This window comes from Pseudoalteromonas sp. SG45-3 (assembly GCF_014164075.1).
Lineage (GTDB): Bacteria > Pseudomonadota > Gammaproteobacteria > Enterobacterales > Alteromonadaceae > Pseudoalteromonas > Pseudoalteromonas distincta.
Genome location: NZ_JACJEN010000004.1, coordinates 33,313 through 47,223 on the forward strand (window position 1 = coordinate 33,313; position 13,911 = coordinate 47,223).

Here is a 13,911-nt window from a genome sequence, read left to right on the forward strand (position 1 = left end):
AGCCTTTTCCCAAGTCTAACGGATTTAACCACTAAGGTGTTAATCCCTTAGTTATTTGTTCTGGTTATTAGGTATAACTGTTTATTAAGTTTCATTATTAAATAATAAAAATGCCTCGATGCTTATAGCACCGAGGCATTATTTTAACGCTTAAAAAACACTTAAGTTATTGAAATACTTTATCGACTTTCATCACTTCAATATTTTTTGCAGGAATTGCTAATTTATAATCAGCAATCACTTTATCTTCAGCCACTAATTCAGCAGGTTTATTAGTGTTATAAATCATTGGTGATGTTTGCTGCGATGCTAAACGTTTTTGCATATCAGCGCCGTCACCAGTAATAAATACATAGTGAACATTGTCTGTTTGTAAGTTTTCTTTAATAACGCGATTAACATCAGCAAGCGTTAGCGTTTTAAGTTTATTAGTAACGTAACTTACAAAGCTATCTGTGTTGTAAAATTCGCTATCAAGTGCGTAACCTAATTGGCGATTTTGACTTGCGACCATTTGCGGCACAAAGTTAATTAAAAAGTTACGCGTAGCTTCAAAGTCATCTTCGCTCATACCATTTTTAATTAGCTTATCTAGCTCAAACAAGGCTGTACGTGTTGCAAAGTGCGCATCGTTATTAGAGCGAAGTGGGCGTAACCACACTTGAAAAATTTGCTCAGAGCGCCCTAGGTTTGCATCAGGCTTGGTTTGAAACATACCACGTGGAAAATATTCAATGTATGCGTAATCGCCGTAGTTCATGCCGCGAGTTTCACGAATGCGCTCATATAAAAAGCTGTTAGAACTACGGTGCTCACCAAAGTACGAACGCACAAGCCAAAGGGCTGTCCAGTCTTCGCTACTTCTTATTGTATCAATAGGAAAACCAAACGATACAGCAGTCGATTGTGCCGATTTTTCTACAATAGTTGCATGATGACCTTTAAGCACTGGCGCATCAGGAATACTTAAACGGCTTTGCTCACCTTTTGGTAGCGTTGCAAAATCGCTCATCATTTTAGCTTTAAGGTTTGCAGGCACAGCCCCAATTAAGCCAACCGTGAGTTTAGATTGCGTAAGCTCGATGTTATAAAACGCTTTAACATCATCTAGCGTCAACGCTTCTAAATCCGAAATATCACCGTAGTTGTAACTTTCGTAAGGGTGATTTTTGTAAAGTGCACTGTATAGCACTTCTTTGCCTAGCTCTTCATCGTTAGATGCTTTTAAGCCTGATTTAATACCATCGATCATTTCTTTTTTAAGGCGTTTAAAGTCATCGTCTCTAAAGCCTGGGTTTAATAATTGATCGCTCACAAGTGAATACCACTGCGCTGCATTGTCTTTATGAATACGCCCTTGGAACGACAGCATTTCTTTATCTATTTGATAACCAAAGCTACCTGCAAGCGGATAAAGTGCTTTTTGAATATCTTTATAGCTTGTCGCCTCTGAGCCACCTTGTGCAAGCATTGCCGCAGTGAGCGCTGCAACACCTTTTTTGCCTTGAGGGTCGGCAGCCGCGCCGGTATTGAATAAAAAGTTAACATCGATTAACGGCGAGCTATTGGTTTTATCAAGTACTTTAAATGCAGGTGCCGCAGGTGCTTGTTCAAGCTTTGCAGTAAGCGCATTTAAATTAACTTCTTGCTCAAAACCTGGGGCTTTATCAAGTGCCGACATTGTTAATGTGGTACGTGCGTTATCAGTAAAGTATTTATTAGCAACGGCTTTAATATCTGCGCTGGTGATGTTATCTGCCGATTTATACAGCTGGTTTATAACCTCAGGATCGCGCTCAAAATGCATGTAGCTGGCAAGGGTTGATGCAATCGCTTGCGACGAATCTAAGCCATTAATAAAGCTGTATTTAAGATTCGATTTTAAATCACTTAGCTTTTGCTCATCAACAAGCTCAGTGCGTGCTTTTGCATAAGTTCGATTAATGGCATCGCGCGCAGTGGCTAAATCGCCTGCGTTTTCTACTTTAACAAATACGTGTAATAAACCCGGATCTTTAGTCTCTGGGTTATAGGTAAACATTTGGCTGGCAATTTGTTTGTCGACCACTAGCTCTTGATATAAATCTGAATTACTAGAAAAATAAAGCTGTGAGATTAAATCAAGCGCCGCTCTGTCTTTTTTAGCAGGCTCCCACGCAGCGCCTTTGTACGATACGAGTAACCAATGCCCTGGTAGCGCTTCATCTTGCTGGTGTAAATATTTTGGTGCTTGTTGAACAGGTTCTGCTTTAATGTCAGCAACATAGTTACCCTTTTTCCAGCTGCCCCAATGCTTTTTAACCATTGCCATTGTTGCTTGTGGGTCTACATCGCCCACGATGACAAGTGACACATACTCAGGCTTATAAAACTTGGCAAAAAATTCTTTACCATAGGCCATTTGATCAGGCATGGCTTCTATGTCTTTAAAAAAGCCCATAGTGGTGTGTTTATACGTGTGCTTATCAAACGCTTTTTCGCGTACAGCGCTTAATAATTTACGAATTGGGCTCGCGTTGTTTTTCAAGTACTCACCTTTTACCGTTTGTGCTTCGGTTCTAAATTGCTCTTCGGTGTAGGTTAAATTTTGAAAAATATCAGCTTCAAGCTCAAGTACTTTATCAAGGTGCTGCTTTGAAAAGTTTAAATGGTAATTTGTGTAATCGTTTGTTGTATATGCGCGGTTATCAACACCTGAATTTTTTAATATGTCTGAGTACACATCTTCAGGGTATTTTTGTGAGCCTTTAAACATCATGTGTTCAAAAAAGTGAGCAAAGCCTGTTTTGCCCTCTTCAACTTCGTTACGCGATCCAACCGATACCGGAATTTGCAGCGACACTACATCAGGGTAATCGGTTTTAACAACCATGACACGTAAGCCGTTTTCTAGCTCTTCAATTAAGTAATCTTGTGAAAAAACACGGTCATCAGCTTTATTTACTTGTTCTTGTTGTGCTGTTGTTTGCGTGCTTTGGTTTTGTTGCATGGCGCAACCCGTTAACGCCAGCGATACCGCTAAGCTGGTTGCTAATAATTTAAATTTCATTGTTGTCCCTTTTTAAATTGAGCAAATTTGTTGTTAGATTTAATACTAACTCACCCTCGATTATGCCCCAAAGCCAATAAATATAAGAGTCCCAAGGGAATTTATTATGTAAACAACTGTGTCAATTATAAATTATGGGAACAAGCACTATGAATAAACATCATGTTAATTGAAAAATTTTCACTAAATAAATCTATCTAGACGTCTAAATGGCTGCTATATTAAATCCATCAAAACGCACTTGGCTGGAATGAGGATTATGGCTTTATCATTAAAAGAGAAAATAGAGGACACCAACCAAGGTGTTTATCTTATTGGTACTACCCCGCCTAAAATAGGCACCGATAAAGCGCAATTAAAAACTATTGCAGAAAAGCTATTAGGTCGCTTACACGAAATTGAATACGACGGCGTAATAATTTACGACATTCAAGACGAAAGCAGTCGAACCAATCAAGCGCGCCCGTTTGCGTTTAAACAAACCGTTGATCCGCGTGAATACAGCCATTTACTGCGTAATTTATCTGCACAAGATGTAATTACTTATAAAAGTGTGGCGCAGCGTGGCGTAGGCGAATTTAAAGATTGGCTAAGTGAAACTAAAAACGACTACGATTTACAAAATGTAGTTTTAGTAGGTAGCCCGTCATCGGTAGGCGATATAAAGCTAAGCCTGCCAGATGCGTATAAAGCATTGGCTGAGCAATCAGATGATTTCTTTTTAGGTGGCGTTACAATTGCCGAGCGCCATTCAAGTAAACGAAATGAGCACGAACGATTAATAGAAAAAACAGCACAGGGTTGTAAGTTTTTTATATCGCAAGCTGTTTACGACGCACAAGCTACTATAGAGTTAATTACTAGCTACGCACGTACATGTAAAGCACAGGGTATTACACCTCAACGTATTATATTAACGTTTACCCCGTGCGGCGGCGAAAAAACCTTAGAGTTTATGCAATGGTTGGGTATCTCAGTGCCAGAGGCTACAAAATGGCGCATGCTTGATGCAGACAATACATTAAGCGAATCAGTTCGTATTTGCCGCGAAAACCTCGACTTAATACTTAAAAGCTGTGCACATTTAGACGTGCCGTTGGGCTTAAATATTGAAAGCTTAACAAACCGTAAAGAAGAAATTGACGCGTCAATTAACTTATACCGTTTATTAAAAGCCATTATGGAATTGAACCTTGCGGAAAAGCTAATAGCTTAGAGCTTGAGCCTAAACCAATTCACACCCTTCTTGGCAAGCCTAGTGGCTTGCTTTTTTTATTAATCTTAAATTAAAAATGGTTATGAGCTTTTAATTAAGCCTATAATTTCACCTCTCTTAACTTGCTGATTGACCGAGTAATTCATATAGCAGTACTATCACTTAATTGTTAACGATAGAGCGTTAACAATTTTCTGTAAATGATAACTGTGGATAGGGAGATCAGATAAATGGAATCAATTAACTTAACACTCAAAGTTATAGGTGAACTATACGCAGGTAGCTGTTTAGAGTTGACAGCGAACAACGCTCTCTCCAACATTTCTAATATTATAACTTATATAGCAACAGTGTTAGTTACACTAACGGCTATCGCGCTTCCGCTAACACAACAGTCATTGCAATGGATGGAAGACAAGTACGATTCTGAAAGTGTAGTTAAATACTTAAATGACAAAGCCCCCATTCAAGCTAATTCAATAGTACCAAAAGTACTAATATACTTACTGTTTTCGCTAATCTTTTTTTTGGCACATGAGCTTTTAACAATACCTTTAAAAGCGTTCCTCTTTATCACTATCATTACCTATTTTGCATATGTCGTAGTAATGTATTCTAGGTATTTTGCATACGTATTTAAGAACCTGAGTAGTACAACGTATATATATGACAAAATATTAGAAAAAACTGAGAGTTTAGATGAAATCACAGTCACTGAAATTGCAGTTTTAATGGATATTGAAAAAGTTAGATTAATCAAAAAACAAGAAATTAATGAGTTAAGTAGTCAAGCTAGGGATCTTGGGCATTTATTAAAAAGTTCAGATATCCATGAATCTATTGAAAGTATGAATACCTATCTTAATAGCCTACATAAAATTTTATATAGCTTACCTAAAACAGCGCCCGAGGAAAAATATACAAAAACAGCTAACTTCTTATCTTATCTAACATTTCAGCTACTTGGTGATTCAAAACATGATATATCTTTAAGTAGATTAAATGAAATTATAGTGTGGGTTGAGAGCAAAAGGGACGATACATATAAACCGCTTACATCCGGTAGGTTTTTAATTGAATTCGAACATTTTAAGAACAGAGTTAATATTTGCATTCCTGACTTAATAAAGCATTTGAGAACTCTGATATGGCACTCTAAGAAAGAAAATATACATATCATAACAGAGCTTTATAAAAATATTTGTAAATCATTATGGCAGAGAGAGAAAAATGGCTCTTATTTTTACTTTTTCTTTCACTTCAAAATTGGTGAGCACTTATACAAAACTAACCTACATAAAGAACTAGAAGAATTATTTAAAAATAATGAATCAAAAGTCACTAAATCTCAGATCACGTTAGTCCTAAAAAATGCAGGCGTCCAGGATGACAAAAAGGTCGATGAATTTATGCTAGAGGTTTGGGACAACGCATATGTTAAGGCTGCAGAACAGTTAACATATACTTTCCTTCTGTATTTCCATAATAAAGAGAGTCACCTCCTAACAATAAGGAATATAAACAACCCAATAAAAACAAATTTTAACAACCTTACATCAGAGCTATTACCGAGTTCGATAGATGAAATATTTTCGCACATTACAAATTCAGAAAAGTTAGATTATTTTGTCTTTGGAGATTCACCAAGAGAGAACATAATTCATTCATCAGGGATGCTTCTAATCTATGAGGTTATTAAATGCATTTACAATAATAAAAAACCTTTATTTTCCTGTAAGCAGTTCCAATATCAAGACTTAAGTATTCTTATCTATTCGGCTAAAAGGTTAGAGATTATTGTAAAAAACATCGTCTTAATTAACGAAGTATCCCATTTCATATCGAGTCATTACTTAACTATTGATGAAGTTTTAAATGCAGCAAATACTCTTCTAGCTACGATGATAAAAGAGTTAGACGAATATAAATTAGAGCTTGAAAAAAATGGAGATTTAGACCCAAATGCTTTTAAAAAAATTAAGAAAGTATTTGAAGACGAAATAGAAAATAGCCCTATAACTTTAATAGGGTTGAAGCAAATAAAATTAGTAAATGAAAGCATATCTTCATTTAGTGTAAAGCTACCTAGAACAACTTTTTTAAGAAACAACAATATAGACACAGACTTTTGGAATATAGGCTCTATTTTAACAAAACATATAATGAATGAGCTTAATTTGATATTACGAAAGCGTGGATGCTCGCAGGCTAAGAACTTTCCCAGCGTAAGCTCTGGTATTAAAGCTGTAGTTATTACAAGGGGAATACAGCAATACCTAGTTGATAATGGCTTCAGTTTCACAGATAGAGAAATAATTTGGCCCGATAATACTACAGCTTACTGTTTAAAATTAAACTACGGAGCTATTGATAGTTTTTATTGTATATCAGATAAAGACACTTTATTTAAATGTCAAATAGGCGAATCTAATCCTTTTAAATTAGGCATAGTTGATATGGGAGAGGATATTGAAGTAAATATTCATTTTTTCTTTAAAGCTAATTTATGAAATATTTATCCTTTCTATTTCAATGTTCAACCTTAATTGAGGCTAATTAAAACATCAGCGTTAATTTAACGCTGATGTTTTTTTGAAAATAACGTTTATTTTTTTCCTACTTATTGTTCAACTTTTTAGCGAGCTTATACGCTTGTTTATTTTTATACATTGCGTGGTCTGCATCATTTAATAGCGTTTCAAAAGGCTGCTTTTGTTTATTAGTAAAGCTATAACCTATGCTGAGCGATAAATCGCAAACGTCTTCTTTGAGTAAAGCTTTTGAATACTCTGAGGATATTTTATCCATGATGTAGTTAATTTTGCTTTTATCACTTAATTGCATTACTGCAACAAACTCATCACCACCTAAACGCCCTACTATGTCGGCATCCCTTAAATGGTTTTTTAGCGTATCTGCCAATATAATTAAGGCTTTGTCACCCACTTCATGTCCAAAGGTGTCGTTTAATTTTTTAAAGTCGTTTATATCAATAAACAAGCAACATACGTCGAAGCCCAAACGCAGTGCTAAATTAAGCTTTTGCTGAGCTAGTAAGTTAAGTGCTCGGCGATTATAAATATCTGTTAATGAGTCTAACATGGCTATTTCGCGCATTTGTTCATAGCTGTAAACAAGCGCTAGGTCGTCTTCAATTAAATCGCGTAGTTGCTCTATGAGCTCAAAGTATTCATCGGTGTAGCTAGTTATTTTAGTGTCTTTTAAGCATAGCGTGCCAAATACTTCACCTTCTGGCCAATGAATAGGTAAGCCTAAGTAGGATTCAACACCGTCCTCAACTACTTCTGGGAGGGTGTTCCATGCATCGTTATTGCTTGCATCATTAACATATAAAATATTATTAGTTTCAGCGACGTGCCGACAAAAAAGAGGAGTTTGAGGGGGAAGTATCGGGTTGGTTTCAAAGCTTGAGCCACCTTCGTTATTTCTAATAACAACGCGATAGCCTTTGCTTGTTGCCTGAACTATATAACCAGACGGGGCTGAAAAAAGCCCCGTGATAAGGTCCATTGTTTTTTGCCATTTATGCAAAGATATTTGGCCATCAACACCAGAGAATGCCCATTTATCAGTTTCAAACATTAACTTTACCTCGGCTATTTAATAGCTCCAGTATAGGCAAAAAAGTAAACTAAAAGCTATTATTTACGACGTCTACTTGGCTCTCTTTTACCTGTAATGCGTTTTTTATCGCGATCTTTTCGAGATTTATTCGTATTTTTACGATTATCTTTGGGCTTTTTATTTAAGTCAGGCTCGTAACCTTCTAACCACTGCGGCGTTAAACGCGTATCGAGTAATACTTCAATTTCTTCTAGCAGCCATTGCTCATCAAGACTTACCAATGACATAGCAAGCCCTTGTTCACCAGCGCGACCTGTACGGCCAATACGGTGCACATAATCCTCGGCAATGTACGGCAGTTCAAAATTAATTACGTATCTAAGTGTAGAAATATCTAAACCACGCGCAGCGACATCGGTTGCAACAAGTACGCGTGTAATACCTTCTTTAAAGTTTTGCAGTGCACGGTCACGTGCGCCTTGCGATTTATCGCCATGGATTGATTCGGTTTTTAACCCATCTTTACACATTTCTTTAGCAAGCTGATCGGCCATTTGTTTTGTGCGAGTAAAAATAAGCACTTGGCGCCAGTTTTTCATGCCAATCATGTGCGATACAAGTTCGCGCTTACGGTCTTCATCTACAGCGTAAATAACTTGCTCTACTTCAACCGCAGCTGAGTTACGTTTATCAACTTCAATTAGCTCAGGGTTTTTAAGTAGTTTTTTACTGAGTTCAAACACGCTGTCATCAAACGTAGCTGAAAAGAGTAAAGTTTGGCGATCGCCCGGGATATGTCGCAATATACGTCTAATTTCATCAATAAAGCCCATATCAAGCATGCGGTCGGCTTCGTCAAACACTAAAGAGTCTACGCTTGAAAGTACCACACTGCCTTTAACTATATGATCAAGTAAACGCCCTGGTGTTGCCACTATAACTTGTGCTGTTTTAAGTGCTTTAATTTGAGGGCCAATACTTGCACCACCATAGGCTAAGGCACCAATGATATTAGTGCCTTGTGCGTACTTTTCAAAGCTGGCAAATACTTGCTGAGCAAGCTCTCGTGTTGGCGTTAAAATTACAACGCGGGCAAGGCCTTGCTCATCCTTTTTAGGGGTATTTAAAAGCTTATGTAATAGAGGTAAAACAAAGGCGGCGGTTTTACCCGTACCTGTTTGCGCGCTGCCCATTACATCACTTCCGGCTAAAATAGGCGGAATAGTTTTAATCTGAATTGCGGTTGGTTGAGTGTAATTATTTTGCTCAATCGCTGTTAATAATAACGGGTCGAGATTAAGTGATGAGAACGTAGTGGCAGACATAGGCTTAGCTTTAAAATAACAAAGAGCGCTATTGTACGCATATTACTGTACTGCGTAAATTAACCAGTCCAGAAAAGTATTTAATCGTGATTGCTCTCTTTCGCTTTAGCGCTAAAATAATAAAAAAGGCGCTAAATAACCGTTGTATTTAGCGCCTTTTATAATTTGCTGTAGCTTTAAGCTGGCTTTAGTGTCGCTTTACGTTCGTTGTAAAACGCTATTAAATCGTCAACTGTTGCTTGGCAGTATTCGCGAATACCCGAAACCACCATGTGCTTTTCACCACTACCCACTTTAACGCCGTTTTCTAACAGGTTAAAACGTAGTGTAATTTTTCCGCGCTTACCAGTGTACTCAAAGCTTGGCTCTGCAAATTCAAGTACTGGCGCTGTTATATCAAGGTTATCAAGATTAATAAGCATTGATTCGTAAATTACCATCGGACGAGCAGGGTTTATCATTACCTCTTGCTTGCCCATTAATGGGATAATTACATGCGGGAAGGTAGTACCAGAAAACTCAACATAATTTTTTATTAGACTATTAGTTAGTGCTGGGCATTGGCTGGTTTTACCGCTGCGCTTTACCTTTAAAATGACTTTTTCGCCATTGGTTACATCAAACTCATCGGCTCCCTCAGGGAAATGAAGTTTGGTGTTTTCATCAACCATACCGGCAAAAGTAAATTCCATTTGTTCACTAATACCGTAGCGGTCTAGTACCAATGAAAAAAGTAAGTCTCCTGGCGCGCAAAACTTTTTGGCATCTTTGTCATGAAGTGGATTGTAATCGTCAGCAACGCATTTAGCGAAGCGACAACCCTGCTCACGAGAGATAGAAACATAATCAGCATGCTGCTGAAAAAAAGGACTTAACATAGTTTGTTCACTGCTTAAACTGCTTATAACCTATCTATATTACCAGAAAAAAAATATTGAGAGGTCGAATCTGTTAGATTAATGGCTAAATAAAACAGAGCAATAAAAAAACAATGACCTTTTATTTGTTAGCGCTATCAATTATATGTGTTTTTCCGTACTGCAAAATATCAATAATGCGGCAACCCTTTTGGCACTACTTAATGGCTTTAAGTGTTCTAAGTGGGTATTTTCAAGGTTATATAAATTTGTATGCTCTGCTCAGCACTGGGCTTTACGTTGTTTTATACTACTGTGTGCTAAATGCAAAGCGGGCAATAATACGCGCTATTTTAGGTACTGTTTTTATAATTTCCTCACTGGCATTAGCACTTCATTGGGTGCCTGGTTTTAATAACCTCCCTATTGTTATAGATGAGCGTATTACAAGCGATGCGATTGCTTTTACCCTTTATGCTAATTTTGATAAAGCTATGGCTGGGTTATTCCTTTGTGCTTACTTTTATTCGAATAAAAAAGCTTTAAAAGCAGACTCCAATAAAGCAGGCCCATTAAACGTTAAACAACCCATTTTAATAGTTATTACTACTGTTTTAGCTTCGCTCACTGCGGCTTTAACACTTGGACTTGTAAGCTTTAACCCAAAAGTGCCCAACTTTTGGTTAGCCTTTATTGCTATTAATCTTTTATTTACCTGTGTAGCTGAGGAAGCTTTATTTCGAGGTTTATTACAAACCAAACTTAGCCAAATAATCACATCTACTCGCCTAGCGTTACTTGCCCCAATAATGACTGCTGCAGTGTTTGCTTTAGCACATTTTGCTGGAGGAATTAACTATGTATTGGTTTCATTTATTGCAGGCTTAGGATACGGCTATATTCTTTATAAAACGCTGCGTTTAGAATGGGCTATTATATGCCACTGGTTAGTGAACGTTTTTCACTTCTTTTTGTTTACTTACCCTATGCTCAGTAAAATCTAAATACATTTACAAATGCTAACAATTTACCCGTTAGCAAACATTGCCAGCGTTTGATTTTGTTAGTAATTTACTACTTTAAATAATAAATTAAAGGACTAATAAATATGCTACGTTTTATAGCGGCAATAACAGTGCTGGCCACAATAACCGGTTGTTCAGGAATGACCTATCATACAGACATAGACAACGGTGTTTTATCTCAAGAAATTGGCACCTACGTTAATAAAAGAGATTTACAGCAATTTTATAGCGACCAAGAAGCACACGAAAGTGGCGCAACACTTTTAGGCCGAATAGAAGGTGAAAGCTGTGATGGCGACGGTATGGGCAACAATAATGTAAGCTACAATCGCTCTAAATCAAACGCGATTGATTTACTTAAAGCTGATGCTATGCGCAGGGGCGGGAATGCTTTTACTATTAATTCCTGTAGTGAAACCTCTGTATCGTACTGCGACCTATCTGTTTTATGCACCGGACAGGCCTACGACTATTAATAAGTAAAAGTGCAAATTATATATTAAGCGCAAAGCTCAGTAGTACACGCTTTCCAGACTCGATTTTAGATACGCTGTGTTCGTACTTATCGGGTCTGAACAAATACACGCGATTAAATAAATTTATAATGCATTTTGAGCATTTAAATACCCCACCCGCTTTAGGTTTCTCTAATACAAAATTAAGCTTGTAATAGCGCCCTTGCTGCACAGGGTCAATATGGTTCATTACGCTATGATTGGTTGGGTAAGTAACAAGGTTTATCGAAAATGTGTTACTGCTAAAAATGGCTTTGTTTTTTACAAGTGCAATCATACTGCCTCCTATGAGTTTATATGCCGCATTGTAGCATTTAGTAAATTATGAATGCTTAGGCTAAACAATATCAAAATACGATGTCATATAGCTAAACAGCCTGAAACAAAAAAGCCGAACTTATTTTACTAAGCTCGGCTTTTAAAAGTACATTGTTTAGTAATTATGCACTTGGGTATTCGCGGTACGCACGCTCTATATTTTTAGCCTGCTTTTTAGAAATACCTAAATGAGCAAGTGCAACACGTAAACGAGCACGTGATAAGTCAGAGCCTAATATTTCCATTGCATCAAGCACTGACGTACTTGATGTTTTGCCTGTAATTGCGACAAAAATTGGCTCTAAAAAGTCTTTAATTTTAAGCTCGTGGAATGTAGCCACTTCTTTTGCAATTGCAAAAATAGCGGGCTTATCAAAGCTACGTAAGCCTTCTAGCTGCCATACAAAAAATTGTAGTGCTTGGCGTATTACGTTTTCGTCTGCTTTACCAGCTGTTAATAGCGCAGGATCGTAAGTTGGAATACCACCTACAAAGTGCCCTGCCAGCTCAACCATATCCGAAAGGGTATTAATACGCGTTTTAGCCTCAGGTAATACTTTAGCTAACATTTCACCGTTAAACTTCCAATCAACAAAGCGCTGAATTAACTGCTCGTCGGTTAAATTTTCACGGATCCACATGCCGTTTAACCAGCTTAATTTATCCACGTCGAATACTGGGCCACCAAGCGATACGCGCTTCATGTCAAAGTTTTCAATCATTTCATCAAGTGTGAACTTTTCACGCTCATCTGGCATTGACCAACCCATACGACCTAAGTAGTTAAGCACGGCTTCTGGTAGGTAACCCATTTCTTTATAGTAGTTAATAGACGTTGGATTTTTACGCTTAGACAGCTTTGATTTATCTGGGTTACGTAGTAATGGTAAATGACCAAGTACCGGCGCTTCCCAACCAAAATCTTCATAAAGTTTTAATAACTTAGGTGCTGAGTTAATCCACTCTTCGCCACGGAAAATATGACTAATTTGCATATGGTGGTCATCAACTACGTTCGCTAAAAAGTACGTTGGGAAACCATCCGCTTTTAAAAGCACTTGCATGTCTACGTTTTCCCACGGGATCTCAATTTCATCTCGTAGGTAGTCGTTAAACTTAAATGTGCCTTCGCTTGGGATTTTCATACGTATAACGTAAGGTTTGCCTGCCGCTAAGTTTGCTTTAATTTCTTCATCTGTATGGTTTAAACCACGACCGTCGTATTTAGGGCGCAAGCCTTCTGCCATTTGCTCTTCACGCATTTGATCAAGCTCTTCGCTTGTTGCAAAGCAGTAAAACGCTTTCCCATCGTCAACTAACTGATGCGCGTATTTTTTATATAAATCGCTACGCTCAGATTGACGGTAAGGACCAAATTCGCCACCCACATCAGGACCATGATCCCACTCAAGCCCTAACCAGCGTAAGCTATCCATAATCGCAAGTTCAGACTCTGGCGTGCTACGTACTTGGTCTGTATCTTCTATACGAAGTACAAATTCACCGCCTTGTTGTTTAGCAAAACAGTAGTTAAATAAGGCGATATAAGCGGTGCCAAGATGCGGGTCACCAGTTGGCGACGGGGCAACACGGGTGCGAATTGTCATGGTAAATTCTCTTTAAATAAGTGAGATAATAAAAGTGGTTTATGCAGCTACTTTGTTTAAGTAAGCAATAATATCGTTTGATTCATACAGCCATTGTACTTGGCCATTTTTCTCTATACGCAGGCAAGGCACTTTAACTTTGCCGCCTTGCTCAAGAAGCTCTTGACGATATTGCTCATTATTTTTTGCATCACGCGTTTCTATGTTTAAGCCTTCGCGCTTAATAGCGCGGCGTACTTTTACACAAAACGGGCATGCTTTAAATTGGTACAGTTTAAATTGTGAGGTTTGCTGATCAAGCTGTGCTTGCTCGTCGCTTGCACGCTTTTTACTGCGAGGAGTAAATACAAAATTAAAGAATAAGATTATACAACCTAAAAACCAACGAACTAATTTCATGTTCTGTGCTCTGCT

The 13,911-nt window shown here is 37.7% G+C and carries 11 protein-coding genes; 4 read left to right on the forward strand and 7 right to left on the reverse strand.

The genetic code is table 11. The annotated features are described in order from the left end of the window. Nucleotides 1-166: 166 nt before the first annotated feature. Entirely contained in the window at nt 167-3,049 is a 2,883-nt protein-coding gene (locus tag H5126_RS06255; protein WP_182721415.1) for a pitrilysin family protein, read from the reverse strand. A gap of 259 nt (nt 3,050-3,308) precedes the next feature. Here H5126_RS06255 and H5126_RS06260 point away from each other — a divergent pair, with 259 nt between their 5' ends. Together H5126_RS06260 and H5126_RS06265 are read left to right on the forward strand one after the other, a co-directional pair. Then, nucleotides 3,309-4,265 (forward strand): methylenetetrahydrofolate reductase, encoded by a 957-nt coding sequence (locus H5126_RS06260; RefSeq protein WP_182711499.1) that lies wholly within the window; start codon nt 3,309-3,311, stop codon nt 4,263-4,265. A gap of 230 nt (nt 4,266-4,495) precedes the next feature. Then, complete coding sequence (locus H5126_RS06265) at nt 4,496-6,775, forward strand: hypothetical protein (RefSeq protein ID WP_182711498.1); 2,280 nt, start codon at nt 4,496-4,498, stop codon at nt 6,773-6,775. A gap of 106 nt (nt 6,776-6,881) precedes the next feature. Here H5126_RS06265 and H5126_RS06270 read toward each other — a convergent pair whose 3' ends face one another. The 3 genes from H5126_RS06270 to H5126_RS06280 all read right to left on the reverse strand — a co-directional run bounded on the left by H5126_RS06270 (nt 6,882) and on the right by H5126_RS06280 (nt 10,053). Beyond that, the gene (locus H5126_RS06270; protein WP_182711497.1) at nt 6,882-7,868 is read right to left on the reverse strand and encodes a sensor domain-containing diguanylate cyclase; all 987 of its coding nucleotides are present in this window, start codon (nt 7,866-7,868) and stop codon (nt 6,882-6,884) included. A 59-nt stretch (nt 7,869-7,927) separates the two neighbouring features. Then, the gene (locus tag H5126_RS06275) at nt 7,928-9,175 is read right to left on the reverse strand and encodes a DEAD/DEAH box helicase (protein WP_182721377.1); all 1,248 of its coding nucleotides are present in this window, start codon (nt 9,173-9,175) and stop codon (nt 7,928-7,930) included. A gap of 176 nt (nt 9,176-9,351) precedes the next feature. Next, the gene (locus H5126_RS06280) at nt 9,352-10,053 is read right to left on the reverse strand and encodes a DUF3581 domain-containing protein (protein ID WP_182716070.1); all 702 of its coding nucleotides are present in this window, start codon (nt 10,051-10,053) and stop codon (nt 9,352-9,354) included. Nucleotides 10,054-10,166: 113 nt separating this feature from the next. Here H5126_RS06280 and H5126_RS06285 point away from each other — a divergent pair, with 113 nt between their 5' ends. Continuing rightward, nucleotides 10,167-11,036, forward strand: a complete 870-nt coding sequence (locus tag H5126_RS06285) for a CPBP family intramembrane glutamic endopeptidase (protein ID WP_182721376.1) — start codon at nt 10,167-10,169, stop codon at nt 11,034-11,036. A 104-nt stretch (nt 11,037-11,140) separates the two neighbouring features. Next, nucleotides 11,141-11,533: a hypothetical protein gene (locus tag H5126_RS06290; RefSeq protein ID WP_154903480.1), complete on the forward strand. Its 393-nt coding sequence runs from the start codon at nt 11,141-11,143 to the stop codon at nt 11,531-11,533. A 16-nt stretch (nt 11,534-11,549) separates the two neighbouring features. Here the strand turns inward: H5126_RS06290 and H5126_RS06295 are convergent, their stop codons facing one another. The 3 genes from H5126_RS06295 to H5126_RS06305 form a co-directional block, all read right to left on the reverse strand. Continuing rightward, complete coding sequence (locus H5126_RS06295) at nt 11,550-11,849, reverse strand: 2OG-Fe(II) oxygenase (protein ID WP_154903479.1); 300 nt, start codon at nt 11,847-11,849, stop codon at nt 11,550-11,552. Nucleotides 11,850-12,012: 163 nt separating this feature from the next. After that, a complete protein-coding gene (gltX, locus tag H5126_RS06300; protein ID WP_182721375.1) occupies nt 12,013-13,497 on the reverse strand; it encodes a glutamate--tRNA ligase in 1,485 nt (494 codons plus the stop codon). Between the two features lie 39 nt (nt 13,498-13,536). Then, entirely contained in the window at nt 13,537-13,896 is a 360-nt protein-coding gene (locus tag H5126_RS06305; RefSeq protein ID WP_002961611.1) for a glutaredoxin domain-containing protein, read from the reverse strand. Between the last annotated feature and the right edge of the window lie 15 nt (nt 13,897-13,911).